The following is a 25,751-nucleotide window of genomic DNA, read 5'->3' on the forward strand; positions in this document are numbered from 1 at the left end:
TCACGACCGTTGTTCCTTCCGTCGTTCCTTCCGTACCCGGCGCCCGCCGGGCCTCTCCAGCGCCGCGTCGAAGAGCAGATTGGTGCCCGTGGTGAGCGCGACGATCAGCAGCGCGGGGACGACCACGGCCCACGGCTGGACGAACAGGCCCGTCCGGTTGCGGTCGACCATCACCGCCCAGTCGGCGGCGTCCGGGGCCACCCCGACGCCGAGGAACGCGGCCGTGGCGACCAGGTACAGCACACCGGTCAGCCGGGTGCCGGCGTCGGCGCCGAGGGTGCGCAGGATGGTGCGGCCGACATAGCCGACAGCCGTACGCCACCAGGTCTCCCCCTGGAGACGGAGTGCCTCGACGACGGGCCGGGCGGCGGCCTCCGTGGCGGCGGCGCGCACCAGACGGGCCGCGTCCGGTACGTTGACCAGCGCCACGAGAAGGGCCAGGCCGACGGCCCCCGGGGTGAACACCGAGGCCACCAGCAGGATCAGCAGCAGCGACGGGATCGCGATCAGCACATCCAGGGGCCGCATCAGCAGCTCCTCCAGCCAGCGCCGGTGCGTCAGCGCGGCGATCAGACCGACCGGCAGCGCCACGAGATACGCCAGCACACCGGCGCCGAGCGCGGTCAGCACGACCGGCCGGCCGCCGTGCAGCACCTGCTGCCACACGTCCCGGCCCACGAAGTCCGTGCCCAGCCAGTGCCCGTCGCCGAGGGTGAAGGACACGGTCCGCGCACCCGGCTCGCCGACGAACACCGGCCCCAGCAGGGCGAGGACGAGGGGTACGGAGATGATGGCGACGCCGAGCGCGAAGCGGCCCGTACGCCGCCGGGAATCGGTCATGCCGCCACCCCCGCCCGCGGTGCGAGCCGCCGGGCGACCACGTCGGCGCCCAGGTTGAGGACGACGGTGAGGACGCCGAACACCACGGCGAGGCCCTGGACGACGGGCACATCGCGTTCGGCGACGGCGTTGAGCAGGACGGTGCCGAGTCCGGGGATCACGTAGAGGGCCTCCACGACGATGACTCCGCACAGCAACCAGTCGATGGTGCGGGCGAGTTGCTGGGCGGCGGGGGCGAGAGCGTTCGGGAGGGCGTGGGTGTATCGGACGCGGGCGCCCGGCACGCCGTACCGGCGGGCATGCGCCACGTACGGGGAGGCCAGGGCGTCGACCATGCCGGCGCGGACCAGGCGGAACAGGGAGCAGACGGGCCGGGAGAGCAGGACCAGGACGGGGAGGACCAGGGCGGCCGGGTGGGCGAGCAGGTCGGTGCCGTAGCCGACGGCGGTCGGCGGCAGCCAGCCCAGTTTCAGCGCGAAGACGGTCACCAGCAGCACTCCGAGGGCGAACTCGGGGACCGCGTACACGGCGAGCGTCAGGGCGCTGACCAGGCGGTCGACGAGCCCGCCCTCGTGACGGGCGGCCAGTACGCCGAGGCCGAAGCCGATCGGCACGAGCAGGGCCACGGTCAGCGCGGCCAGCAGCAGCGTCGGACCGAAACCGTCGGCGATGTACTGGCTCACCGGGCGGCCGGAGGCCAGGGAGGTGCCGAAATCGCCTTGCGGCAGGCCCAGCGCCCAGTCGGCCAGCCGTTCGTGCACCGGCCGGTCCAGGTGCATCGCCTCGCGGATGGCGGCGATGCGCGCCGGGTCGGGCTGGTCCCCGGCGAGGGCGACCGCCGCGTCGCCCGGCAGCGCCTCGGTGAGCGTGAAGACCAGCAGCACCACGGCCACGGTCTGCGCCACACCGAGCAGCAGCCGCCGGGCGACGAAGGAGCGCAGTCCGCCTCCGCTCACGCCAGCCACACCTTGTCGAAGCGCGCCCAGTCGAGCGTGTTGGCGGGCGCCTTGGCTTCAACTCCCTTCACATTGCGGGCCGTTCCGAGAATCCAGTCGGCGAACCCCCAGATCAGGAAGCCGCCCTCGGTGTACAGCCGGCGCTGCATGCGCGCGTAGACGGCGGTCCGCTCGGTCTTGTCGCGGGTGGACTGCGCCTGCTGGTACAGCGCGTCGAAGTCCTTGTGCTGCCACTTGGTGGCGTTGGTGGTGGAGTCGGTGAGCAGCCGCTGCGAGATGTGCGCCTCGACGGGCATGGCGCCGGAGCGGTAGCAGGCGAGGGTGCCGGAGTCGAGGATGTCGCTCCAGTAGGAGTCCTTGCTGCCCATCTTCACGTCGATCGTGACACCCGCCTTCGCGGCCTGGTCGCGGAAGATGCCGGCCGCCTCGGTGAACCCGGCGGCCACGGCCGAGGTGTCGAGCGTGACCTTCAGCTTCTCCGCCCCGGCCTCCTTCAGCAGGGCACGGGCCCGGTCGAGGTCCTGCTCGCGCTGCGGGAGGTCGGCGGCGTAGTACTCGTAGCCCTTGCCGAACAGGTCGTTGCCGACGACGCCCGCCCCGGACAGCGCGCCGTCGACGAGTTCCTGGCGGTCGGCGATGAGGAAGAACGCCTCACGCACCCGCTTGTCGTCGAAAGGCGCCCGGTCGGTCTTCATGCAGAACGCCTGCATGGCGCTGTTGCGCAGCCGGACGATCTCGATCTGGCCCTTGCCCTCATGGGCTCGCGCGGTCGTGGGATTCAGCTCGTGGGCGTACTCGACCTGGCCGCCGAGCAGCGCGTTGACGCGGGCCGACTCCTCGTTGGCGACGACGAATTCGAGCTCGTCGAGGTACGGGGCGCCCTCCCAGTAGTCGTCGTAGCGGCGCAGGACGGCCGAGCGGCCGGGGGCGAAGGACACGAAGCGGAAGGGGCCCGAGCCGATGGGCGACTTGTCGAAGGCGGTGGCGTCGTCCCCCGCGTTCTCCGGCACGATGTACGCGCCGAACGCAGCCAGGACATTGGGGAATTCGGCTGTCGGCCGCTTCAGGACGAACTCGATGCTCCGCTCGCCGGTGGCACGGCTCGCGTCCAGGTCGATGGGCTCGAGAGACGCCTTGGCGCGGAACGCCTTCTCGGGGTCGGCGATCCGGCGGTAGCTGTACAGCACGTCCTTCGCGGTGACCGGGGCGCCGTCGTGGAAGGTGGCCTCGCGCAGGGTGACCTGCCAGCGGTCCAGGGCCTTGTTCGACTCCCACTTCGAGGCGAGTCGGGGCCGCGCGGACAGGTCGGGGCCGTAGTCGGCGAGCTTGTCGAACAGTGCCTTGGCTCTGGCGACGTCGGCGAACAGGTTGGCCAGATGCGGGTCGAGTGTCTCGCTGGCGCCGCCGCCCGCGAACGCGGCACGCAGCCGTCCGCCACGCCGGGGCTTGCCGTCGCCGCCGTCCGCCTCGGCGTCCGTACCGCCGCCGGTGCCGCACCCCGTCAGGGCGAGCGCGCCGAGCGAGGCGGCACCCGTGGCGGCGAGGAAACCGCGTCGGCGCAGGCCGGGGAAACGTTCGTCGTACATGAGAGTCCCTTGGGGTGATGTGGTGTGGTCTGGTTTCGTCTGGAGGAGAGATCAGCGGGTGGAGTGGAGCCGTGCGACGACGTGCAGCCGGTCCGCCTCCGTCGCGTGGCCGGGCAACTGCCCGTCCTGCCACGGCGGTTCGGTACGCGGCCCGGGACCGTCGTGTAGTTCGAGCACCTCGAAGTCGTGTGCGGCCAGGGCGCGGCGCAGCTCCAGCGGGAACAACAGCCGCCAGGAGGACCGCTGTTCGACGGGCGGTGCGCCGTCGTCCGATGTCCAGACACGGGTACGGCGCAGAAGCTGGGCGGTGCGGTCGACGGTCAGGGTGGTGGTGGACCGGTAGGCGGTGCCCCGCCAGGTGAAGGAGTTGACGGCCGGGGTGTCGAGCAGGTCGGTACGGCCCAGGAAATAGGCGCCGTTCCGCATCTCCGAGACCAGCAGCCCGCCGGGGGAGAGTGCCTGGCGGCAGGAGGCGAGGAACCCGTCGAGCTGGTCGTCGGTGTGGCAGTACAACAGGGAGCTGTCCAGGCAGACGACCGCGTCGAAGGCGGCCCTGCCGAGATCGAAGCCGTGCAGGTCGGCCCGTACGTACGTCGGCCCGGGGTGCCGGGCGCGGGCGTGGGCGAGCATCGCCTCGGAGAGGTCGGCCGCCGTCACCGTACGGCCGGCGCCGTGCAGATGGGCGGCGTCGCGCCCGGTGCCGCAGCCCAGGTCCAGGACGCGCGGCCCGGCCCCGAGGCGGCGCAGACAGTCCTCGGCCCAGCGCCCGGCCAGCCGGTCGGGGTCGGGGAAGCGGGCCTCGTACAGCTCGGGGTTGTCGGTGAGCAGGTTGCGGCTCATCACGCGGCCCGGCCCCCGGCCCTTGCCCAGGCCCGCCTCGCGGCCCATCTCCAGGCCCGCCTTCCGGCCCGTCTCCCGGTCCGGCACACGGTCGGCCATGCGGTCGGTCACGCGGTGCTCCTCTCGTCGGCCGGAGGGGAGGAGACGGAGGCGGAGGAGGTGACGGAGGCGGAGGAGAGAGGAGCGGAGGAGTCGGGAGCGGAGGAGTCGGAAACCGGGTCGGCCGGCAGCGCCCCGCCCCGGTGCAGCCAGGCCACCCCGCCCGCCGAGGCCAGCCCGAACAGGGCGCAGCACACCCAGGGCAGCCAGGTATGGCCGCCGTGCTCCCCGGCGTCCATGGCCCACCCGACGACCGTGTTGCCGACGGCCGCCGCGACCCCCGAGACGACGTAGAAGATCCCGAAGTACGTGCCGGTCAGCTCAGGCCGCCCGAAGCGGGGGATCAGCTCCATCACGAAGGGCGAGGCGACCATGAGGCCGAGGTACAGCAGCAGCGCGCAGAGCAGGACGGGCACGGCGGCGAGCCACCCGGAGGACCCGATGCCCGCCCCCACTGCCGGCGGCACGAACGCCAGCCCCGTCACGGCCAGCCCAACGCCGATCCAACGCGCCCTGTCACCAAGCGACTTGAGTGACTTCGTGATACGCAGCTGAAGCGCGAGATTGGCGAGCGTGCCCACGAGGAAGACGAGACCGGCCGCGCCGTCCCAGCCGGTGGCCTCCCGCGCTCCGGCGGGCAGCAGCAGGTACAGCTGGTTCTCCAGCGTGAACATGCCGACCATGGCGAGCGCGAAAGCCAGGAAGGCCCGGTTCCCGAGCACCTCACGCCAGTCCCCGAGGACACCGCTGCCGCTGGGCTCCACCTTCCGCGCGGGCAGCACCAGGGCCTGCGCCACGGTGAGGACGGCGAAGATGGCGGCGGCGGTGAGCGCGGACGTACGGAAGTCCACGAGCAGCAGCACACTGCCCAGCAGCGGTCCGATCAGCGCACCCGTCGTGGCGAACACGTTGAACAGCGCGAACGCCTCCGCCTTCCGCTCCCCGGACTCCTGCGTCAGATAGGCCCGCACCGCCGGGTTGAACAGCGCGCCGGCGAGCCCGCTGAGCACCGACGCGGCGAGCAGCACCGGCAGTCCGTCGCCCAGCGCGAACAGCCCGAACCCGACGGTCCGCAGCGCACACCCGGCGATGATGACGCCCCGCGCGCCGAGCCGGTCGGACGCGGAGCCCCCGATGATGAACAGGCCCTGCTGACTGAGGTTCCGGACCCCCAGCACGATCCCGACGACAGCCGCCGACATGCCCAGGTTCTCGGTGAGATGCGTGGCGAGGTAGGGGATCAGGAGGTAGAAGCCGACGTTGACGCCGAGCTGGTTGACCAGGAGCAGCCGGACGGCGAAGGGGAACCGGCGTATCTCATGCCACGTCTTCATGACGCATTCCCCCCGTCTCTCCCATCGCTACGGCCTTGTCCGTCTCCCGCCGCCGAACTCCCAGCCCCGGTACGTCACTTGTGCGTACGAAGCCGTCGGTGCCCCCGATGCCGGTCCACGGGTCGCGGGCGAGCAGCAGATGCCCGTCGAGGTCCACCCAGCGGGCACGGTCGGCGAGATGGACGGCGGGCGCGAGCCCGAGGCTGCTGGCGGTCAGGCACCCGAGCATCAGTTCCGTGCCGCTGCCCTCGATCAGCTCGGCGATCCGCAGCGCCGCATGGACACCCCCGCACTTGGCGAGCTTCACATTGACCCCGTGCACGCGCCCCGCCAGCCGCCGTACGTCCTCCAGCCCCACGGCGTCCTCGTCGGCGATGACGGGCAGCGGAGATCGTTCGGCGAGGGCCGCCAGCGCGTCCGGATCGCCGGGCGCGAGCGGCTGCTCGACGGCCTCCACCCCGAGTTCCGCGAAACGCGGCAGCAGAGTCTCGGCCTGCGCCGCGGACCAGGCGCCGTTGGGGTCCAGGAGCAGCCGGGCCCGGGGCGCGGCGTCACGGATGACCCGTACGCGCTCGACGTCCTCCTCCGGGTCGGGTGCCCCGGCCTTGACCTTGATGACCTCGAAGCCGCTCGTGGCCAGGCGGCGCGCCTCGGCGCCGGCCCGCATCGGCGAGGTGATGCCGATGGTCCGGGCGGTGGCGGCCACCGGCGCGGCCGGGGCCCCGAGCAGCCGGTGGACGGGGCTGCCCGCCCGCTTGCCCACGAGGTCGAGCAGCGCGGCCTCGACGGCGGCGGTGACGGCCGGATGGTTGTTACGGGCCGGCGAACCGGCCGTCTCACCGCCCCGCAGCGCCTCCAGCGCGCTCTCCGGATCGCGGAAACGTAGGAGATCCGCGGCGGCGGCCGTGAACAGCCGCCCGAGGGTGTCGGCGTCGAGGCCGTAATAGACGCTGGTGACGGCCTCGCCGTGACCGGACAGTCCGTCGTGCTCGACGGTCAGCCACACCGCGTCACGCGCGGACATGGTGGAGCGGGAGATGCGCAACGGCTCGGTGAGTTCGAGACGTACGGTGCGCTGGGTGACCTTCACAGGCTCTCTTCCGAAACGAGCGGGACGGCGGGGACCCTGAGCGGGCCGGGGACGGCCGGGACCGCGAGCGGGTCGGCGACTCTGCCGCACCGGACCCAGCCGACGGCCTCGGCCGCGCCGGGATGGGGGATCTCGACGGGCCGGGCGGCGGCGGAGGCCGGGTCGAGACCGTGCGCGGCGGCGAAGTCGTCGTCGTAGACGCTGCCGAGGTAGCGGTGCGGGCCGTCCGGGAAGACCGTGGCGACGACGGCGCCCGGGTGGACGCGGGCCGCCCAGGCGGCGACGAGCGCGACCGCGCCGGTGCTCCAGCCGCCGCTGACGAAGCTGCCTCGGGCGAGGCGCCGACAGCTGTCGACGGCCTCCGCGGGCCCGACCCAGTGGACCTCGTCGAAGGCGTCGTAGGCCACGTTGCGCGGATGGATACTGCTGCCCAGGCCGCGCATCAGCCTCGGCCGGGCCGGCTGGCCGAAGATCGTGGAGCCGGTGGAGTCGACGCCGATGAGCCGCAGCGCGGGCCAGTGCCGGCGCAGCGGACCGATGATGCCCGCGCTGTGGCCGCCGGTGCCGACGCTGCACACCAGGATGTCCAAGTGGTCCAGCTGGACGGCGAGTTCGGCTGCGAGCGAAGCGTACCCGGCGGTGTTGTCGGGGTTGTTGTACTGGTCGGGCCAGTACGCCCCCGGCAGTACGGCGAGCAGTTCCCGCAGCCGCGCGAGGCGCGCCGCCTGCCAGCCACCCAGGGGCGCCGGTCGGTCCACCAGCTCCAGCCGTACGCCGTGGGAGCGCAGCAACTGCCGCATGGACGGCTCCAGTTCACTGTCGCCGACCAGTACGACCGGGTGGCCGAGGGCCTGTCCGGCGAAGGCCAGGCCGATGCCCAGCGTGCCGGACGTCGACTCCACCACCGGGGCGCCGGGCAGCAGTTCGCCGCGCTCCCGGGCACCCAGCAGCATGGAAACGGCGGCCCGCGCCTTCATGCCGCCCGCCGCGAGCCCTTCCAGCTTGGCCCAGAAACCCGGCTGCGGACCGGGCAGATCGGCGGTGATACGCGCCAGCGGCGTCCGCCCGAGCAGGGACAGCAGCTCGGGGCGGGCGACGGAACGCAGGACGGTGGTCGACGGGGTCACCGACGGCCTCCCGAAGGCGAACCCGAACCAGGAACAGATTGCGACCCCGGACCGTCGAGACGGTAGCGATGGAGCGTGCCCGGCCCCCCGTCCAGCCAGAAGAAGGGGTACGGCTCCGCGCACACCGCGCTCACCCCATGGCCGAGGAACCGGGGCAGCACCGCGCTGCCCGTCTGCGCGAACATCACCAACTGCTTGCCGTGCGCCAGCGCGTGCCGCCGCAACGGCTCGAACGTGCCGTTGCCGAGCGTCATCCCCGAGACGAGCAGCGCGTCACAGCGGTCGGCCGCCTCGTCGAGCGCGTCGGTGACTATCTCCTCGCCCCACTCCGTGACCCCGCCCTTGAGGTCGCACGGGACATAGCCGAGCCCGCGTGAACGCAACGCCTCCAGAAGGGAGTTGACGACCCCCACGACGAGCACGGTCGCACCCGTCGGCAGGTCGAGCAGTTCGACCACGGCCCGCGCACGCGCCCGCGACTTCTCCAGCGACGTACCGGCCGGCAGCGGGAAGGAGTGTGCCCCGTTCTGCGGCGTGTGCGGGCGGACATGCATCAGATAGGCGTCGAGCGCGGCCACCCGCACCGGGAGGAGCGGATGGTCCAGGAGCCGGGCGACATCGGCCCCCGCACAGTCGTCGATCGCCGCGTCCGGCAGGGCACCGGGCTCGACCGCGCAGGACCCCACGGCACCGGCGAGCCGCAGACTGAGCACCTCGTTGCGATAACCGGTGCCCCGCCCGTCGTGCCGTACGGCCTGGCGTGTCACGAACGCCACCGCGATCCGCGACGCCCGTGGATCCGGACCGAGTTCACCGCTGCGCGCCCGCTCCAGCAGCTCGTCGTAGGTGGCGGTGGCCGTGCGGGCCACCGGTGCGACGGCGGTCACCGGATCACCAGCCCGGAGTTCAGCTCGTCGAGCAGCGCCTCTACCTGGCCGCGCGCGCCCAGCCCGTCGGGGTCGCCCACCATGACGTGGCCGAGGTACTCGTTGTTGCTGCCCGCCGACTTGACCGGCCGGCCCGGCTCGGCGAGCAGGGTCTCCAACACGCCGGGTGCGTCGGTGAGTCTGTCGCCGTCCAGCGCTTCGAGCGTGCCCGAGGTCTCCGGTACGAGGAAGCCCACGGCCGCGCTGCGCAGACCCGTCTCCCGGCGCCGCAGATCGGGTTCGCGGCCGAGGGCGACATCGACGGCGGCCGCGGCCAGGTCGATGCCGGTGACATGGCGGACCAGCTCGGTGATGCGGTTCCCGGCGGGCCGGGGGTTCACCTCGACCACGCGCGGCCCGGCCGGGGTCAGCTTGATCTCGGTGTGCGCCACGACTCCGTCGGTCAGCCCCAGTGCCGTGAGCGCGCCGAGCGCCGTCTGCTCGGCGGCCCCCACATCGGCGGCGGACAGCGCGGCGGGGAACATGTGCCCGGTCTCGATGAAAGCGGGCGCCCCGCCGATGCTCTTGTCGGTCACCCCCACGACGTGCACGGCCCCCGCGTACGACACGGTCTCGACGCTCACCTCGGGCCCGGTCAGCAGCTCTTCGAGCAGGACGGCGGGCACCCGCCGCTGCCCGCGCGCGTTCAGCGGGAAGTCGGCCAACACCCGCACGGCCGCCGCGAGTTCGGCCTCGTCGTCGACGCGCCGTACATACATGCCCGCGCATAGGTCGACCGGCTTCACCACCAGCGGATAGCCGATCTCCCGTGCCGCGCGGGCGAGGTCGGCCCACTCCTCGTGGAGGGCGAAGCGGGGTCCTGGCACCCCGGCCTCGGCGAGGACACGGCGGGTGGCGTCCTTGCGGCAGGCGTTCCCGACGGCCTCCGGCCCCGGCCCGGGGAGCCCGAGGTGCCCGGCGATCCGGGCCACGGTCGGCAGGTAGTAGTCGCACGACGAGATCACTCCGTCGAAGCCGAACACCGTGTGCAGGCGTTCGACCTCCGGCAGGAGGGCGTCGACGTCATTGGTGTCGGCTGTGATCACGTTCCGGGCGCCGAGCAGCGGATGGGCCGTGCCCTCGGGGGCCGAGCGCAGGTAGTGGTGCAGGTCGCGGGTGAGGAACGTGAACTCGTGTCCACCTTCCCGAACGGCCCGTGGCAGCAGTCTGCTCATCGATCCGACCCAGCTCTCGACCACCAACAGATGAGCCACAGCTCCCCTTTTCGTGCGGTGCGTTCAGGCATCAGGGCAGCCCGACGACACCTCGACGAGGAGATGGCCGGGTTGACATGCCCACCTTACCGATAATCGTTTTCATTGTCATGGGGGTTTGGGGGGTGTGGGATGAGAGGTGTGGTTCGCGGCAGCCGTACCCGCTTGCCCTACCCGATGTCGACCACGCGGGCCCAGTCGGGCGGTGAGTCCGGTACGCAGTCGGGGTCGTCCTCGTCCCAACGGTTGCCCGTGTTCCCACGTGGGAAGAGGCCCACGACCGTCCGGCACGGGGGTCGTGAGGTGGGCCAGGGTGTCTGCCCGTCCGTGAGGACCACGACGACGTCGGGCTTGGGCCGGCTGCGGAGCGCCGTGGCGAAGCCGGTCCGCAGGTCCGTACCGCCGCCGCCCACCAGGGGGATGCCCTCGGCCCGGCACAGCGGGTGCGCGATCCGGGCGGCCGCGTCGCAGGGGACGACGGTGACGAGGTCGCGGCGGCCGCCCAGGGCGCGGGAGATCGCGGTGACCTCCAGTAGCGCGCTGCCGAGTTCGGCGTCACTGACCGACCCGGACGTGTCGATGATCACGGAGACCCGGGGCGGGGTGCGCCGCAGGCTCGGCAGCACGGTCTTGGGCACCCCGGCCGAGCGCCGCGACGGCCGGCCGTAGGTGTAGTCGTCGCCCGCGCCGCAGCTGGATGCCGCGGACCGGACCGCCGCGCTCAGTAGATCCCGCCACGGCTGGGGCGGGTGGAACGCCTCCTCCGCCCACCGCCGCCAGCCCTCCGGGGTGTTCCCCGGCCGAGCGGTGATGCCCTGCGCCACCCGGAACCGGACCGCGTCCCGTTCCTGCTCGCTGAGGCCGTGCGCCCCGTCCGGCCCCAGCTCCCACTCGCGCTCCAGGCCGTCGGAGCCACTGCCGCAGTCCAGCCAGGCCAGTTCCAGAGTCCCCGGCCCGAGCTGGAACTGGCGCAGATAGTCCTCCATCAACTGCCCCTCGGGCAGCTTCAGATACGCCGGATCGACCACACCCTCCGGCTTCACCAACCCGTCGCCGAACGCGTCGTCATTGATCTCGCAGTCCGCGGCGATGTTCATCCGCAGCCGCTCCCCGGGGCCGGTGAGGTCGCGCTCCCGGGCGACCCGGTCACTGCGCCCATGATGGTCGCGCAGCAGATGCGACACCTCGTGCACCCATACGCTCGCCAGTTCCTCCACCGGCGTACGGTCCACGAAGCCCGCCGAGACATAGCACCGCCAGTGCCGGTCGACGGCCATGGTGGGCACGTGGGTGGACTCGACGGTGTGCAGCGCGAACAGTGCCGTGGCGAGGTAGGGCCGGGCGCGGGCGGCCTGGAGCCGGGCGGCGAAGAGCTTGTCCAGGTCGAGGACGTGTGGCGTCGTCGCGGCGGGCATTTTGCCGGGACGGGAGCGAGGGCTCGCGGCGGGGCTCTTGCTGTGGCTGGAGCGGGGGCTCGCGTCGGGGCTCGTGTCGGGGCCGGCTTGGGGGCTCGCGGCGGGACTGGTGGCGGGATCGGTGGCAGGGGCGTGGGCCGGGCTGGTGGCAGGGCCGTGGGCCGGGCTGGTGGCAGGCATCGTCGTGGGGCTCGCGGCAGGACTGGTGCCGGTCCTCGCGCCGGGCATCGTCGCAGGGCTCGCGGCGGCGCTCATCGGCGGCCCTTGGTCGCCGCGTTGGCCCTGTCGGCCGCCTGGTCCGCCCGCCGGGACAAGGTCACCACTCCGGCGAGATTCTCGATCAACGCCGGAACGTCCCAGTCCTCGCGGCGCAGCGAGGCGAGGGTGGTAGCGGGGACGACCACCAGATCCGGGGCCCCCGTCTCCACCGCCCGCACCAGCAGCGCCCACGCCGCGTCCCAGCGGGACTTCTCCGGACGCGCCCGGACCGCCGCGACCACACCGTCGAGCACGGCCTGCCGCAGATCCCCCCCGCTCGGGCAGGACCGCACCCGCCGGGTCGGCGAGCAGCACCTCGGGATCCGGGAGGTCCAGCCGGTCCAGACCGGCCAGCAGTTCCAGCCCGGGACCGTCTCCCACGGTGCCCCTGACCAGCAGGGAGAGCACATCGCGCGAGACACCGGCGGCGGTCGCGAAGGCGATGAGATGCAGGGTCATCTCCCAGCTGCGGGGCGACGGCCAGGGCCCGCCGCGCCGGGTCTCGCTGCTGGGCAGCTGATGCACGAGCTTGGGCCGCGCGGCGAGCAGCGCGCACACCGCGCGACGGGCGAAGTCCACGGCCTCCGACAGCCGCTCGGGCGCGAGCCGCGGCAGGGTGGCCCGGGGCCAGGTCCCACCGAGACCCCGTACGACGACCTCGTGGTCGTGCGTCCACTGAAGGTGTACGAAGCGGTTGGCCAGCGGCGGGCTCAGCTCCCAGCCGTCGGCCGCCGAGGACCGCGGATTGGCGGCGGCCACGATCCGCACGCCGGGCGGCAGCCGCAGCGCGCCGATCCGCCGCTCAAGGACCAGCCGCAGCAGGGCCGCCTGAACGGCCGGCGGCGCCGTCGACAACTCGTCCAGGAACAGCAGCCCCCGACCCGCCCGCACCAGCCGTACCGCCCAGTCCGGCGGAGAACAACTTCCGCAGCGGTGAGCACACGGGCACTCACTTCGACGCACCCGTCCACTGGGTCTCGGGCAAGGACCTCGACGACGTGTCGTCCATACCGGCCCGCCGCCTCATCGCACCCGCGGCCGTACTGGACTTCACCGACCGGGCGGCCACTCCCAGGAGACGTTCCTCAACGCGGACGAGAACGGCCCGCACACCCCGGTCCGCCCCCCTCCTCATCGACGCCAAGGTGACCCGCGACCACGGGTCCTGGTGGCTGGAGGAGGCGTTCCGGGGGCACTGAAGGGAGGGGAGGATCTCAGGGAAGGACATCGCGTTCGCGTTCTTCACGCCAATCAGTGGTATCACTACGCTGAGTTAGTAGTTGCGTGATGGTGGACGCGGGAGCTTGGCGTCCGGTCGGGGGTGGGCATGGCAGTGGGGTCCGTTCAGGGTGACACGTTCGATCTGAAGGACTTGTTCGGGCAGGCCAGATACAACATCGAGTACTACCAGCGGGAGTACGCCTGGACGGCGGAGGACGTACGCATCCTGGTCACCGATCTGTTCGAGGCCTTCGACCGGCTGGAACGGGCGGGGAGTGCGGAGCGGTCGGACACGGAGGTGTTCTTCCTGGGGCCGTTCGTCTATGTCGAGGACTCCGTTCAGTTGCGCTTCCTGGTGGACGGGCAGCAGCGCTTCACGACACTGCATCTGTTGTTCCTGCATCTGAACCGGGCGGCGACCGGTTGGGAACAGCACCATGTGACGAGGAAACTCGACAGGGTCATCACCGACTTCTACCGCGGCGACCGCCCCGTCTTCCGCCTCGACATCCCGGAGCGCCAGGAGGCGCTGGAGGCCCTCTACCGTGACTTGCCCTACGAGGTCCCCGCCGGCGCCTCGCTTTCCGTGCGCAACCTGCACGAGCGCAGCCTGCAGATCGCCGAACTGCTCGACGAGCGGCTTGAGTCCGACCGGTGTTCGCCGTTCGTGGACTGGTTGCTCTCCAAGGTCGTGATGATCGGGATCCGCGCCCCCAGCCGTAACACCGGCTTCCGGATCTTCGAGTCGATGAACGACCGGGGCACCCGGCTGACCCCGGTCGATCTGGTCAAGAGCTATCTGCTGTCCAACGTCCACCGGGACGAGGAGAAGCTCAACGACCAATGGCGCCACATGCTCGCCGAACTCACCGGTGTCCGTGGCGACTCGGACGCCCCGCGCACGTTTCTCAAGGCGGCCCTGCTGGCCCGCTACGCCTGCCTGGGGCACGAGGCACCGGCCGACAGGCGCGACAGAGAGGAGATCGACAATGCTCTGCACATCTGGGTCCGCAAGAACACGGACCGGCTCAAGCTGCGTCGGCCGGACGACTACTTCGACTTCGTCCAGGATCTCATCCGCCTTGCCACCCACCACCGCACGTTCCTGGAAGCGACCAAGCGCCCCTACACGGACGACGGCTTGTCAGCGCTCTACTACAACGAGGTCAACGGCCTCACCAATCAGATGGCTTTCATCCTGGCGGCCATCCATCCCCACGACACCGGAACGCCGGCCAAGGAAAAGGCGGCACTCGTCGCCAACTTCCTCGACCGCCTGTACGTCGAGCGGGTCCTGAACGACGAACCCGTACAGGCCAAGGACTTCCAACCCGACATCGACGACCTCATCCCCCAACTGCGCGAGTGCGTCACGGCGCGGGACGTGGCCGAGCTGCTGGCTGCGAAACTCCCGACCGGCACCTTCGACCAGGTCGCCACATTCGGTATGCGCGGCAACAACAAGGCCCAGGTGCGCTACCTGCTCGCACGCCTCACCTCGTACGTGGAGAAAGAGCTGAAGAGACCGCGCCTCAGCGACGAGTACCTCGACAAGGAACGGCCCTGGCAGATCGAGCACCTCTACGCGAACCATCCGACGCGTCACGTTCCCGATGACGCCCCGGACGAGGTCACCTTCCGCGCTTGGCGCGCCCGCCTCGGCGTCCTCGTCCTGCTGCGGCGATCCGACAATGCGAGCTACAACGACCTGCCCCTCGAAGAGAAGCGACACCGCTACGAGCGGGAGAACGCGCTGGCCGCGATCCTCGCTCCCGGCTACCGCATGAACAATCCGACGCTGAAAGATTTCATCGCCCGCAACGACATCGGACCGTACTTCCGTGAACTGGGCAAAGAGGGCATGGGCGGGGTCGTCAAGGTACGCGGAGAGCTGTACCGGCGCCTGTGCGAACGCATCTGGGACCCCCAGCGCCTGGGATTCCCGGCCCCGGCCACCGATCGTTCCCTCCCTGACGACCCTTCCGGCGCCGAGACCGCATCGGTGCCGACCCCTCGCTCACCTTCCCCCGCGCCCCGCCGTCACGCGCTCCGCACGGACCTCGCACGCATGATGCGCGCGCTCGTCCTGCCGCCGGGCACAGAGCTGGAGGGGGAGCATCGCGGCATCCGGCACATCGCGAGTGTCGACGCGGACGGGTTTCTCGTCCTGCCCAGCGGCGACCACTTCAACAGCGCGGACGAGGCGGGCAAGCTCGTGTGCGGGATCCGCCGCTGCTCCGGCATGGCCTTCTGGCACGTCGTCGTGGCCGACGGCCGGCGACTCTCCCTGAGGGAACTCCGCAACGAGGCCCAACGGGACGGACGCCTCGCGGGTGCCCGCTCCACGTGACGACGCCGCTCAAGTGGTGACCGTCACGGCACCGGCGTAGCGTCGGACATTGGACGCGGTGGACGGGACCGTTCGCCGACCTCTGTGCGAGTGACATGCCATGAGCGAGAGCCCGCAGCCGACTTCCCCAGCAGTGACCACCACCCGGGAATCAGGTGGTGGTGGGAGTGCGATGGCGTTGTTCGTCATCGCGTCCTGTCAGCTGATGGTGGTGCTCGACATCACCATCGTGAACATCGCGCTGCCGGACATCCAGAACTCGCTGGACTTCTCCACGACGAGCCTGGCGTGGGTGGTCAACGCGTACACGCTGACCTTCGGCGGGCTGCTGCTGCTCGGCGGCCGGGCCGGTGACATTCTCGGCCGGCGGCGGGTGTTCGTGTTCGGGGTGCTGCTCTTCGTGCTGGCCTCGCTTCTCGGTGGTCTCGCGCAGAACGCGGGTCAACTCCTCGCCGCCCGGGCCCTGCAGGGGGTCGGCGGCGCCATCGCGTCCCCGACGTCGCTCGCGCTGATCAGTACGACGTTCCGTGAAGGACCGGAACGCAACCGGGCGTTCGGGGTCTTCGCGGCGGTCTCGGCGGGCGGTGGCGCGATCGGGCTGCTCGCGGGTGGCATCCTCGTGGAGTGGCTGAACTGGCGGTGGGTGCTGTTCGTCAATGTGCCGATCGGGCTGCTGATCGTGCTGGCGACGCCACGCTGGATCAAGGAGTCCCCACGCCATCCGGGGCACTTCGACTTCACCGGCGCGCTGACCTCTACCGCGGGCATGGTGCTCCTGGTGTACGGGTTCATCCGGGCCGCCCAGGAAGGGTGGCGGGACGCGCTGACGCTGGCCTCGTTCGCCGGGGCCGTCGTGCTCCTTGTGGTGTTCGTGCTGGTGGAGAAGCGTTCCCGGCAGCCGATCACCCCGCTCCACATGTTCGCCGACCGCAACCGCGCGGGCACATACGGCATCATGCTGTGCCTGGCCGCCGCGATCTTCGGCATGTTCTTCTTCCTGACGCTCTTCACCCAGAACGTCCTGGACTTCAGCCCCCTGGCCACCGGGTTCGCGTTCCTGCCGGTCAGTGCGGTCATCGCGGTCGGTGCCGGGCTGACGTCGCGGTTCCTGCCCGTGTACGGGCCCAAGCCGTTCATGGTGATGGGCGCGATCCTCGCGGCCGCCGGCCTGAGTTGGCTGACCCTGACCGACGTCCACTCCACGTACGCCGGCAGCGTCCTCGGGCCGATGCTCGTCTTCAGCCTGGGCATGGGCATGGAGTTCGTCGCGCTGACCCTGATGGCGCTCTCCGACGTCCCCACCCAGGAGACCGGCGCGGCCTCCGGTCTCCTCAACGCCACCCAGCAGGTCGGCGGTTCACTCGGCCTGTCCATCCTCGTCACGATGTACGGCACGGCCAGCACCAACGAGGCGGAGAAGCAGATCCCCGACTTCCTCTCCCAGGCGACCCCGGCGGAGCGCGTGCGGTTCGAGCGGACCGGGCAGCTGCCGCCGCCCTGGTCCGACGAGGTGCTCACCGCCGGGGTCTCGGCCGCCTTCGTCATGGCGGCGATCTTCACCGTCGTCGCCGCGCTGATCGCCGTACTGGCCATCCAGGTCCGGGCCTCCGACCTGGAGCGGCTGAAGGGCGGTACGGAAACCGGTGCGCCACCCGGCTGAGTCGTACGTCAACGGTCAACTCGACGTGCAGGCCGTCCTGTTGAGTGTGAACCCGGTCGGGACCGGGTTCGTGCTCCCGCGTGTGGCCGTGAAGCCGAGGGTCGCCGAGCCCGCCGCGGGGATGTTCGCGGTGTACGAGGCGGACGTGACGGTGACGTCCGCGCCCGACTGCGTGGCCGTGCCGCCCCACAGGTTGGAGACCCGCTGGCCACCGGGGAACGTCCAGCGCAGGGTCCAGCCGTTGATCGCCGAGGCGCCGGTGTTACGGAGGACGATCTCGCCCTGGAAGCCGCCGGACCACTCGCCCGTCACCCGGTAACCGACCGCGCAGGCCGCCGTCGAACCACCGGCGGCGGTCGTGACGGTCACCGTGCCCGAGCGCGGCGAGCGGTTGCCGGCCGCGTCCCGGGCGTAGACGGCGAAGGCGTACGAGGTGGCGGGGGCGAGGCCCGTGAGGGTGGTGGACGTGCCGGTCGTGGTCGTCGCGGCGGTCTCGGCCGTGCCGTTGACGCGGACCACGCCATAGCCCGTGACGCCGGTCGCGTCGCTCGCGGCGGCCCAGGTCAGGGTGGCGGACGACGAGGTCACCGCCGAGGCGGTCGGGGTGCCGGGCGCCGTCGGGGCAGTGGTGTCGCCGCCGGCGGAGGAGTAGATCGCGGCCTCCTTGGAAGTGGCGGCGATACCGTTCGCGCCGTTGAAGAGGCGCTGACCCCAGCTGGTGAGCTGGTTCGGGTCGAAGTTCGTCACCATGTCCAGGTACTCGACACCACCGCCGTTGCCGCTCCAGGACCAGCCGAGGTATCCGAGACGGAGCTGCTGCGCGGTGGCCAGGATGGCGTCCTCGTCGGCGTAGCCGTCCGAGTGGTCGTGCCCGAACTCGCCCACCACGATGGGGAGTTTCGCGGGTCTTCGAAGTTGAGCGGTGGAGCCGCCGCGAGATTGGCAGATCTGTTCCACTCCCGACGCGGAGAGGGCCTGGTCGCAGACCCCGGCCTGGAACAAATCTGCCTATCACCGTCCCTGGCCGTCCTGCCGTCAGGGCGCTTGCACCGCTCAACTTCGAAGACCCAGTTTCGCGGCGACGAACCGGTTGAGGTAGTCGCTGATCTCCACCGCCGTGTCGAAGACGCCGTACATGTGGATGGAGAAGACGGTGTTGGCGTCCGGGTCGGCGGCGAAGACGGATGCCGCGTTGTCGCGCATCGTGAACGCCCAGTCCTGGCCCCAGTTGGGGGCGTCGACCATGATCGTGTGATCGAACCCCGCGGTGCGCAGCTTCTGGATCGCCGCCCTGGTGTCGGCCGTCCAGCTCGCGTAATCGGTATTGCCGTACGGCTCGTTGCCGATGTTGACGATGACGTGGTCCTCCTGACCGGTCAGCGCGCTCTGCACACCGATCCAGTAGTCGGCGGCCCGAGAGAGCGTCACCGCCCCGCTCTGCTCGCCGTAGCCCGTCGTGTCGTGCACCTCCAGGACGCAGATGAGCCGGTTCTGCTTGCACTGCGCGACGACGTTCGCCACGTCGGCGGTGTCGTTACGGGTCCAGCGGTCACCGCTGGAGAGGACCACGCGCACGGTGTTGGCGCCCTTGGCCTTGACGTGGGCGAGGGAGCTGATCCGGTCCGGGTACCAGGTGTGCGCGTGGTTCACACCACGCATCACGAAGTCGTCGCCCGAGCGCTCCAGCAGCCGTCCGTTCTCGACACGGAAGCCGGTGGGCGCGGCATGCGCGGCCGGCGTGCCGAAGGCGAACAGGGGGAGAAGCAGGCCCAGGAGGGCTGCGGCGATCACGGCCGGCCGTGACCGGCGTGCGACTGCGACCGGCGGCTGCGCGAAGCCGGGCTGACCGACCGTGAGTTGGCGCGGCTCAGGTCTCCGATCGGCCTCGACCTCGGCGCCCGTACGCCCGAGGAGACCGCCCTGTCCATCGCGGCGGAGATCGTCGCGGCCCGGCGCGGCGGGACGGGCGTACCGCTGACCGGTTCGGGGGCGCCGATCCATCGGGAGGCGGGGGAGCGGGGAGCGGTGGTGGCGGCCTGAGTATCTCCGGCGGAGCGACTGAGTAGCTGGTCGGATACCGCGCGCCCGGGGCCGCTGGTGAACTGTGGTCATGGACACGCAGACCCCGCAGCCGAGCCCGTCCCCGCGCCCGCTCAGGCACGTCACCGCGACGGCCACCGCCACCGGTTCGGCCCTCGCGGTGGCGCTGCTCCCGCTGCTGGTCGGGGCGTTGGTGGCACGATCGGTCGGCGGTGACCCGATGGCGTCGGTCAACGCCCTGATCACGGGCGGCGGACAGCGGGCGCGGCTGTCCCGGAGCCAGTTGCCCGTCCTGCGGAGCAACCGGAACCGGCTGCCCGTCCTGCGGAGCATCCGCGGGACGGGCCGGCACCTGGTGCCGCGACGGCTACTGCCCGGCGGTGAGGACGTACGTGTTGAGGTTGCCCACCGTCGTGAGCGGTGACGGCGAGCCGAGGTCGTAGCGGTCCACGGCGAGGTAGTTGGGCTTCTTGCGGGCGGCCGGGGTGCAGAAGGTCTGCACCCGGTTGAGGAGCTTGGCGTTGTCCGTCTCGGCCGTCCCGCCGACCGTGTAGTCGCGGAAGTGGTTCATGACGAACAGCGGGTGGAAGGCGGTCGAGTCGGTGGTCAGTGGCCTGCTCGTGCCCCAGCGGCTGTAGCAGGACCAGTCGGAGCCGCCGAGCCCGCCGCCCATGGACCAGTAGTTCTCCACGGTCCACTCGCGCTGGTACATCACACCGAAGGTGTCGCGGGTGACGTAACCACTGGAGACGTCGCTCGCGCGGGTGCGGTCGCTGAAGATCAGCAACTGCTTGCCCCGGGAGGCGAGATCAGCCATCGTCGGCCAGCCGCTCGTCGCCACGCCCTCCTGGTCGGGCCGGTACAGCACGTCGGACAGACCGCTGACGGAGGCCAGGGACGACTTCAGTACGTCGGAGGCGACGTAGTCCTCCAGGAAGACGGTGGCGAACTCACCCGGATGGGCCTTGAGGAAGTCGACCATGCGCTGGAGGTCGGTGGCGAGGGGGACCGGACTGCCGACCCCGTCACAGCTGTTGTGACAGAGCATGGCCTGCCCCGACACGGTGTAGGTGTCCAGCATGAACCCCCGTACTCCGTCGGTGAGTTGCTGGCTGACGCCTCGCGACTGGTTGGGGAAGAGGCTGACGGGGAACGAGGCGAAGTCGCCGTCGACGCCGTTGGCGTAGGCGTTGTGCGAGGTGAGGAACGAGACCTGGTCGAGGGTGCGGGTGTCGGTGGACGGCATGGCCGTCGTGGCGTAGGCGACCGGAGTGAGGTACCAGCGCGCGTAATCGCCGCTCGACCCGATCTGTACGGCCCCGGAATCGGCGGACGCCCCCGTCAGATACCGCGAGGTCCCGGGCACACCGATGGTGTACGTGCTGTTCGCGGCGGCGGTGACCGTCCATGTGGTGCCGTCCGCGCCGCAGGTGGCGGTCACCGCCGAGGTGCCGCTGCGCCCGAGACAGACCCCCGACTCGTCGGCGTTGCGCAACTGGTGGCCGCCGCTGACGGCGACCGGCGTCCACTGCTGATGGTCCTCGTTCCCCTTGGGGTTGTGCGCGGCGACCGTACCGCCGCTGTCCGCCGCGTTGAGACCGGTGACGGAGTTCTGCAGATAGACCGAGTACGTGGGAACGGCCGCGGCGGCAGGACCCGGGAACAGAACGGGCACGCCCAGGGCGAGCGCGGCGACCGTGCACAGGGCACGGGGATGGGCTCTCTGGCGGGAACGGGAACGGGAACGGGAACGGGGACGGGGACGGGGACGGGGACGGGGCAGGCTCACAGGATTCCTTCCGCTTCGGCACATCGGACTGATGGCAGGGGAATGTCAGAGGCATGACACACCGACCATCAGGTCGCGCACCAGTCCCGGCACATGAAGACCTGATGAGTGCCGACTCGCCCGTACTGAACTTCAATTTTCAAGCAGTGTTCGGGGATTCTGTGGAGAAGATCTGTTTAAAATCTGAAGCCCGTTCGAAGAGAGACCGCGAGTGAGTGAACCGACAGCCCCCGCCTGCCCGCGATGCGACACCCCTATGGCAGCGGACGGCACCCCGGCCTGTTCCTGTGGCCGGCTCGCGTCGGACGCCCACCGCGACACCCGTACGGCGCAGGCGGCGGCCGCGGAGGACTTCGACCCGGTACGCATACGCCCCTTCGTGAACGTCGGCGACGACCCCGGGCCCACCGACGATTCCCCCGCCCCGCCCGTCCCGGAGAGCGGCCCGCCCACCGAGCCGCTCCCCACCACACCTTCGGTCACCGACGAGGAAGTCCCCACCGACAGCCCCCAGGACGGCAGGCGCGGACGCCGCCGGGCAACCCTGGCCGCAGGGGCAGCAGCCGTGGCAGCGGCCGTCCTCGTGACCGGAGGAATCATCGGCGGCCTCTTCTCCTACGAGGCCCCCTCCCGCGACGGCTCCGGCCCCGAGGACATACGCGCGGGCCTCCCGGAAGCGGTACCCGGCAACGAGGTGTCGTCGTCGGCGCCCCCGACGCGTACGCCCTCCTCGTCACCGCCGTCCGGGACCCCCGCCACCTCCCCGTCCGCCACCCCGACCGAGACCCGCCCCGCCCCGACCGACACCACCGCCCCCACCAAAACCCCTTCCAACAGCGACGCCACCATCTCCTCACCCCCTGCCCCGACCTCGTCCGACGCCCAGGCCCCCGTCCTCGGCCTCGGCGACCAGGGCCCGGAAGTGACCGAACTCCAGTCGCGCCTGCGCGACATCGGCCTCTACGGCGGCGACATCGACGGCGACTACGACCACGAGGTCGAGAGCGCGGTCCGCAGCTACCAGCTCACCCGTGTCGTCCTCGACGACGAGCCGGGGGTCTACGGCAGGGCCACGCGGACTTCGCTCGAATCCGAGACCTCGGAGCCGTGATCCGTCTTGAGGGTGGGGAGGGGCGGAACACGCCGGACGGCCGGCGGATCAGATCCTGATCCGCCGGCCGTCCGCGTTCGCTCCTTGGCGGTCCCTTCCGTCAGACGCGGTCCGCGACTATCAGCAGGTACTGGAAGCTGCCGTTCTCGTAGGCGGTGATGAAGGTGTCCTCGATGCCTGTGACCAGGTGGTCGGCCTGTTTGCGGAGTTCCCAGTAGGGGAGGGCGGCGGCGGTGAGGTCCTCGACGTGGGTGGGGACGAGGCGGTTGCGGGCCATGGCGCGGAAGTACTCGGAGCGGGGGTGGATGTCGCAGATGTAGTGGGCGTTGATGAGGGAGACCTCGCGGGAGGCCCGGCCGTAGGTGTCGTTGTAGCAGCCGGTGATGGTCACATAGCGTCCGCCGCGGCGCAGCAGCCGGGCGTGCTCGGCGAAGAGGAGTTCCAACTCGACATACATGGTGGACTCGTTGTTCCAGGAGGCCGCGAACTGCCCGGAGGGCAGCCCCGTGTCGAGCATGTTGCGGTGGTGATAGCGGACCCGGTCGTCGATGCCCCGCTTGCGGGCCTGCTCGCCTGCGAACTCGGCCTGCTTGGCGGAGATGGTGACGCCGTCGGCCTGGCAGCCGTACCGCAGATGGGCGACGACGCTGCCGCCGCCGCGCCCGCAGCCGGCGTCGAAGACACGGTCGGCGGGGGAGAGGGGGCCGAGGTGACGGGCCAACAGTTCGGCCTGGGCCTGTTCGAGGCGGTGCAGTTCGGCGGTGATGCGATCGCGGCGGCGCGCCGGATCGCTGTCGTCGTCGAGGACGGACCAGTCGGCGTCACCGAGGCCGTAGTGGTGGTGGTACAGGTCGTCGATCCTGCCGAGTTCGAGATTGACCGGGTTCTCCTCGGCGTTCCAGTAGTCCGCGACGCGGGTCTGGTACGTCGACTGGGCCGGGGACTGGTTCGGCAGCTGTGCGGTGGTCGTGGTGACGGCGTCGATGATGGTCAACGGTGGCTCCTCCGGTGCTGTCGGGCGTCGGCCATGCCTGGCGCTACCAATAATCAGGCAGGCTGTAGCGATCTGTGTGCGTGGCGTGCCACTCGTGGCTGCCGGCGACCCAGGCGGCGAGTCCGGTGGCATACCGTTCGATCAGCGGCGAGGTCGCGGAAAGCGCCGCGGACTCCTCCTCGAACGCCTCCATGATCCGGTTGTGGATCTCCACGGCCTTCAGATACGCGGCCTTCAGCCCGCACCGCTCGTTGGCGGCGATGACCATGGGCAGATTGAGATGGTCCGGGTCGCTGGACATCTCCCTGGTGAACGAGTACAGGTCGTTGACGATCGTGGCCGCGTTCCCGGCCAGCGCGGTGATCCGCTGCACCTCGGGCCGGGCGTAGACGGCCTCCGGCAACTCCCAGCCGTCCACGGCGTCGACGACCGCGAGACAGGGCCGGAAGTTGTTGAACTGCCGCATCACCAGGTACTCCCACACCTGCGGCACATGCGCCGTCTCGGACCAGGCGGCCTCGCCGAGATAGCCCAGATGCAGCCGGGCCAGGTCGTGGACGAGCCGGTCGGTCTGGCTGGGGGTGGCGAGCCTGGCGTAGTCCCGCATCGCGAAGCGGTAGGAGCGCAGCGGCCCGTCGGCCCGTACGCCGTGCTGCCACCGCTCCTCCATGTCGGGTGTGCTGTGCAGCGGGTCGAGCGCCGACTGGGCCATCAGCAGCCGGCCGCCGAGGCCGCGCGGCGAGCCGCCCTTGCCCTCGTCGACCTCGCAGTACAGGTTGTCGACGAGGTGCTCGGCGAGCAGGAACTTCCCGGCGGCGGTGAGGTGTTCGAGGCCGGCCGCGCCCGGATGCGCCAGCACGATCGCCCGGCCCAGCCCGAACCGCGCGAACTGTTCCCGCCACGCCCGCGGGAACAGATCGAGGCGCTCCGCCCATGCCGCCAGCCTGCGTTCGACCTCCGCGACCTTCACGGGGTCGGCGGGGACCGCGGGCCGGTGGTGCAGCCCCGGAATCGCCCCGCCGCCGCGGGCCCGCCGGGAACGCGCGAGACTCGGCGGCCCCGGCAACCGCGAGCCGGACGGTGGCGCGGAGGCCGGAGCCACCTCGGACGAGGCGACACCGGAGGGTGCCCCTCCCGAGGGCGCGACACCGGACGACGCCACCGGGGACCAGGGCACACCGGGCCACGGGGCACCCGGCGACGGCATGTCGGTCACTGACGGTTCGCTCATTCCGGCATCCACCCGACCTGGACGTTCTCCAGAATCCCGGCCGCGTCGGGCACCAGCACGGCCATCGAGTAGTACGCGGTGACCAGATAGCTCATGATCGCCGTGGAGTCGACGCCCATGAACCGTACGTTCAGCGAGGGCTCGTACTCCTCGGGGATGCCCGTCTGGTGCAGGCCCACGACTCCCTGGTCCTTCTCGCCGGTGCGCAGCGCGATGATGCTGGTGGTGTGCTCCGGGCTGATCGGGATCTTGCTGCACGGGAAGAGCGGCACACCGCGCCAGGCCGGCATCTCGTGCCCGTCGACGTTCACCGTGCCGGGCACCAGGCCACGCCGGTTGCACTGCCGGAAGAAGGCCGAGATCGCCTTCGGATGGGCCAGATACAGGCGGGTCTTGCGGCGCATGGACAGCAGCTCGTCCAGGTCGTCCGGGGTCGGCGGCCCGGAGAAGGTGCTGATGCGCTGGCCGTAGTCGATGTTGTGCAGCAGCCCGAACTCGCGGTTGTTGACGAGCTCCCACTCCTGGCGTTCGCGGATCTCCTCGATGGTCAGGCGGAGTTGCTGCTCCGTCTGGTTCATCGGGTTGTTGTAGAGGTCCGCGACCCGGGTGTGGACACGCAACACCGTCTGGGTGAGCGACAGTTCGTACTCGCGCGGTGCGAGGTCGTAGTCGACGAAGCCGCCCGGAAGCGTCAACTCGCCCACATGCCCGGCCTCCATGGGCACATCGGCCTCGCCCTTGCGGTTCATGGGCAGGCGCTGCCGGTCGGTGAAGGCGTCGAACTGGGCCCGCAGGGACGGCGTGCGCTCCACGAACGACATCAGTGTGTCCCAGTTGAGCGCCAGCACCACCCCCGCCGTGTCGGCCCGCACCGAGCTGAGCCACAGCGGGTCGGCGTGGCCGATGGCCTCGTCGCCGAGCCCGTCGCCGTCGGAGATGACCCCGAGGACCTCCTGTTCGCCGTACTTGCCGGTGGTGTACCGCGTGAACCGGCCGTGGACCACGAGATAGGCCTCGGTCACCGGTTGCCCGGCGTCCACCAGCACCTGGCCGGCGCGCACCTCGCGCACCCGGAACCGGGAGGAGATCGTGCGGAGGGCCGCGAGGTCGGAGTAGCCGCGCAGCGCGGGCAGTTCGGTCAGTGTCTCCGGGATGACCTTGACGTCGTCGGCGCCGTTCTGGTCGAACTGCACCCGGCCCCGGCCGATGCGCAGCTGGAGACGGCGGTTCACCCGGTAGGCGCCGCCCTTGATGTCCACCCACGGCAGGCACTTGAGCAGCCACCGAGAGGTGATGGCCTGCATCTGCGGTTCGGACTTGGTGGTCGTCGCGAGCTGCCGCGCGGCCCGGGTGCTGAGACTGGTGAACTGCGGTTCGTCGGCGGGCTCTGGGGCGCTTTCGGAGGAGCTTACGGGGGCGGTCACATTCCCTCCCGATAGGTGAGCGGATGTGCGTGGACGTGCCGGTACATGCGGGGACGCGCCTGGACACGGGCGGACACCCGTCGCTGTCGAGACACGAACTCGGGTGGCGCGCTGACGACTTGGCCGTGGGCGGATACCGAGGCGAGGGACGCCGGAACGGCGACTGCGAGGCGACCCGTGAGGCCGTGCGGCTGGGCGGCGTGCGTCGCAGATCAAGACAAACAGGCGGGACGGCCGGTAGGGCAC

At 71.0% G+C, this 25,751-nt stretch carries 18 protein-coding genes and 5 pseudogenes; 6 read left to right on the plus strand and 17 right to left on the minus strand.

The window, feature by feature from the left end; translation table 11 throughout:
• The 11 genes and pseudogenes from I8N67_RS08620 to I8N67_RS08670 form a co-directional block, all read right to left on the minus strand.
• The gene (locus I8N67_RS08620; protein ID WP_200302015.1) at positions 1 to 840 is read right to left on the minus strand and encodes an ABC transporter permease; all 840 of its coding nucleotides are present in this window, start codon (positions 838 to 840) and stop codon (positions 1 to 3) included.
• Positions 837 to 1,796 carry an ABC transporter permease gene (locus tag I8N67_RS08625; protein WP_200302016.1) on the minus strand — a complete coding sequence of 320 codons (960 nt, stop codon included), beginning with the start codon at positions 1,794 to 1,796 and terminating at the stop codon, positions 837 to 839. The genes I8N67_RS08620 and I8N67_RS08625 overlap by 4 nt, the downstream gene beginning before the upstream one ends.
• Positions 1,793 to 3,382 carry an ABC transporter substrate-binding protein gene (locus tag I8N67_RS08630; protein WP_200302017.1) on the minus strand — a complete coding sequence of 530 codons (1,590 nt, stop codon included), beginning with the start codon at positions 3,380 to 3,382 and terminating at the stop codon, positions 1,793 to 1,795. The genes I8N67_RS08625 and I8N67_RS08630 overlap by 4 nt, the downstream gene beginning before the upstream one ends.
• 51 nt (positions 3,383 to 3,433) lie before the next feature.
• A complete protein-coding gene (locus tag I8N67_RS08635; RefSeq protein WP_200302129.1) occupies positions 3,434 to 4,270 on the minus strand; it encodes a class I SAM-dependent methyltransferase in 837 nt (278 codons plus the stop codon).
• 59 nt (positions 4,271 to 4,329) lie between these two features.
• On the minus strand, positions 4,330 to 5,655 hold the full coding sequence (locus I8N67_RS08640) for an MFS transporter (protein ID WP_200302018.1): 1,326 nt from the start codon (positions 5,653 to 5,655) through the stop codon (positions 4,330 to 4,332).
• Positions 5,639 to 6,745 (minus strand): dipeptide epimerase, encoded by a 1,107-nt coding sequence (locus I8N67_RS08645; RefSeq protein WP_200302019.1) that lies wholly within the window; start codon positions 6,743 to 6,745, stop codon positions 5,639 to 5,641. The genes I8N67_RS08640 and I8N67_RS08645 overlap by 17 nt, the downstream gene beginning before the upstream one ends.
• On the minus strand, positions 6,742 to 7,872 hold the full coding sequence (locus I8N67_RS08650; protein ID WP_200302020.1) for a PLP-dependent cysteine synthase family protein: 1,131 nt from the start codon (positions 7,870 to 7,872) through the stop codon (positions 6,742 to 6,744). The genes I8N67_RS08645 and I8N67_RS08650 overlap by 4 nt, the downstream gene beginning before the upstream one ends.
• Positions 7,869 to 8,759, minus strand: a complete 891-nt coding sequence (locus tag I8N67_RS08655; RefSeq protein ID WP_200302021.1) for a Rossmann-like domain-containing protein — start codon at positions 8,757 to 8,759, stop codon at positions 7,869 to 7,871. Before I8N67_RS08655 ends, I8N67_RS08650 begins: the two co-directional genes overlap by 4 nt.
• On the minus strand, positions 8,756 to 10,012 hold the full coding sequence (locus I8N67_RS08660) for an ATP-grasp domain-containing protein (RefSeq protein WP_200302022.1): 1,257 nt from the start codon (positions 10,010 to 10,012) through the stop codon (positions 8,756 to 8,758). The genes I8N67_RS08655 and I8N67_RS08660 overlap by 4 nt, the downstream gene beginning before the upstream one ends.
• Before the next feature lie 170 nt (positions 10,013 to 10,182).
• On the minus strand, positions 10,183 to 11,427 hold the full coding sequence (locus I8N67_RS08665; protein WP_200302130.1) for a vWA domain-containing protein: 1,245 nt from the start codon (positions 11,425 to 11,427) through the stop codon (positions 10,183 to 10,185).
• Positions 11,428 to 11,678: 251 nt separating this feature from the next.
• Positions 11,679 to 12,603, minus strand: a pseudogene (locus tag I8N67_RS08670) (sigma 54-interacting transcriptional regulator); the annotation flags it as partial.
• Here I8N67_RS08670 and I8N67_RS08675 point away from each other — a divergent pair.
• From I8N67_RS08675 to I8N67_RS08685, 3 genes and pseudogenes are all read left to right on the plus strand, one after another.
• Positions 12,603 to 12,802: pseudogene (locus tag I8N67_RS08675) on the plus strand (cyclase family protein); the annotation flags it as partial. The pseudogenes I8N67_RS08670 and I8N67_RS08675 sit on opposite strands and share 1 nt — an antisense overlap.
• A 210-nt stretch (positions 12,803 to 13,012) precedes the next feature.
• A complete protein-coding gene (locus I8N67_RS08680; RefSeq protein ID WP_200302023.1) occupies positions 13,013 to 15,256 on the plus strand; it encodes a GmrSD restriction endonuclease domain-containing protein in 2,244 nt (747 codons plus the stop codon).
• A gap of 172 nt (positions 15,257 to 15,428) precedes the next feature.
• Positions 15,429 to 16,916 carry an MFS transporter gene (locus I8N67_RS08685; RefSeq protein WP_200302024.1) on the plus strand — a complete coding sequence of 496 codons (1,488 nt, stop codon included), beginning with the start codon at positions 15,429 to 15,431 and terminating at the stop codon, positions 16,914 to 16,916.
• A gap of 15 nt (positions 16,917 to 16,931) precedes the next feature.
• Here the strand turns inward: I8N67_RS08685 and I8N67_RS44555 are convergent.
• Positions 16,932 to 17,819: pseudogene (locus I8N67_RS44555) on the minus strand (cellulose binding domain-containing protein); the annotation flags it as partial.
• 177 nt (positions 17,820 to 17,996) lie between these two features.
• Positions 17,997 to 18,707 (minus strand): annotated as a pseudogene (locus I8N67_RS44560) (cellulase family glycosylhydrolase); the annotation flags it as partial.
• A 21-nt stretch (positions 18,708 to 18,728) separates the two neighbouring features.
• Here I8N67_RS44560 and I8N67_RS08700 point away from each other — a divergent pair.
• Together I8N67_RS08700 and I8N67_RS08705 are read left to right on the plus strand one after the other, a co-directional pair.
• Positions 18,729 to 18,956, plus strand: a pseudogene (locus I8N67_RS08700) (XdhC family protein); the annotation flags it as partial.
• Between the two features lie 70 nt (positions 18,957 to 19,026).
• A complete protein-coding gene (locus tag I8N67_RS08705; protein ID WP_200302025.1) occupies positions 19,027 to 19,380 on the plus strand; it encodes a hypothetical protein in 354 nt (117 codons plus the stop codon).
• Here the strand turns inward: I8N67_RS08705 and I8N67_RS08710 are convergent.
• The gene (locus tag I8N67_RS08710; protein ID WP_307835186.1) at positions 19,324 to 20,745 is read right to left on the minus strand and encodes a phosphoinositide-specific phospholipase C-related protein; all 1,422 of its coding nucleotides are present in this window, start codon (positions 20,743 to 20,745) and stop codon (positions 19,324 to 19,326) included. The genes I8N67_RS08705 and I8N67_RS08710 overlap by 57 nt on opposite strands.
• Positions 20,746 to 21,001: 256 nt before the next feature.
• On the opposite strand from I8N67_RS08710, the gene I8N67_RS08715 reads away from it, so the two are divergent.
• Positions 21,002 to 21,856: a peptidoglycan-binding domain-containing protein gene (locus tag I8N67_RS08715; RefSeq protein WP_234045327.1), complete on the plus strand. Its 855-nt coding sequence runs from the start codon at positions 21,002 to 21,004 to the stop codon at positions 21,854 to 21,856.
• Between the two features lie 100 nt (positions 21,857 to 21,956).
• Here I8N67_RS08715 and I8N67_RS08720 read toward each other — a convergent pair whose 3' ends face one another.
• The 3 genes from I8N67_RS08720 to I8N67_RS08730 are packed head-to-tail and all read right to left on the minus strand — an operon-like array spanning position 21,957 to position 25,505.
• The gene (locus I8N67_RS08720; RefSeq protein ID WP_234045328.1) at positions 21,957 to 22,850 is read right to left on the minus strand and encodes a geranyl diphosphate 2-C-methyltransferase; all 894 of its coding nucleotides are present in this window, start codon (positions 22,848 to 22,850) and stop codon (positions 21,957 to 21,959) included.
• 43 nt (positions 22,851 to 22,893) lie between these two features.
• Positions 22,894 to 24,081, minus strand: coding sequence for a family 2 encapsulin nanocompartment cargo protein terpene cyclase (locus I8N67_RS08725; RefSeq protein WP_234045329.1), 1,188 nt, complete (start codon positions 24,079 to 24,081; stop codon positions 22,894 to 22,896).
• A complete protein-coding gene (locus tag I8N67_RS08730) occupies positions 24,078 to 25,505 on the minus strand; it encodes a family 2B encapsulin nanocompartment shell protein (RefSeq protein WP_200302028.1) in 1,428 nt (475 codons plus the stop codon). Before I8N67_RS08730 ends, I8N67_RS08725 begins: the two co-directional genes overlap by 4 nt.
• Positions 25,506 to 25,751 lie beyond the last annotated feature (246 nt).

The sequence above is a fragment of the Streptomyces adelaidensis genome (assembly GCF_016598475.1).
GTDB lineage: Bacteria > Actinomycetota > Actinomycetes > Streptomycetales > Streptomycetaceae > Streptomyces > Streptomyces adelaidensis.

What these genes read in the sequence shown, in the direction of transcription:
- I8N67_RS08620 (WP_200302015.1), bottom strand. Translation starts at nt 840, where the DNA reads ATGACCGATTCCCGGCGGCGTACGGGCCGCTTCGCGCTCGGCGTCGCC.
- I8N67_RS08630 (WP_200302017.1), bottom strand. Translation starts at nt 3,382, where the DNA reads ATGTACGACGAACGTTTCCCCGGCCTGCGCCGACGCGGTTTCCTCGCC.
- I8N67_RS08635 (WP_200302129.1), bottom strand. Translation starts at nt 4,270, where the DNA reads ATGGGCCGCGAGGCGGGCCTGGGCAAGGGCCGGGGGCCGGGCCGCGTG.
- I8N67_RS08640 (WP_200302018.1), bottom strand. Translation starts at nt 5,655, where the DNA reads ATGAAGACGTGGCATGAGATACGCCGGTTCCCCTTCGCCGTCCGGCTG.
- I8N67_RS08665 (WP_200302130.1), bottom strand. Translation starts at nt 11,427, where the DNA reads ATGCCCGCCGCGACGACGCCACACGTCCTCGACCTGGACAAGCTCTTC.
- I8N67_RS08680 (WP_200302023.1), top strand. Translation starts at nt 13,013, where the DNA reads ATGGCAGTGGGGTCCGTTCAGGGTGACACGTTCGATCTGAAGGACTTG.
- I8N67_RS08685 (WP_200302024.1), top strand. Translation starts at nt 15,429, where the DNA reads ATGGCGTTGTTCGTCATCGCGTCCTGTCAGCTGATGGTGGTGCTCGAC.
- I8N67_RS08705 (WP_200302025.1), top strand. Translation starts at nt 19,027, where the DNA reads ATGGACACGCAGACCCCGCAGCCGAGCCCGTCCCCGCGCCCGCTCAGG.
- I8N67_RS08715 (WP_234045327.1), top strand. Translation starts at nt 21,002, where the DNA reads ATGGCAGCGGACGGCACCCCGGCCTGTTCCTGTGGCCGGCTCGCGTCG.
- I8N67_RS08725 (WP_234045329.1), bottom strand. Translation starts at nt 24,081, where the DNA reads ATGAGCGAACCGTCAGTGACCGACATGCCGTCGCCGGGTGCCCCGTGG.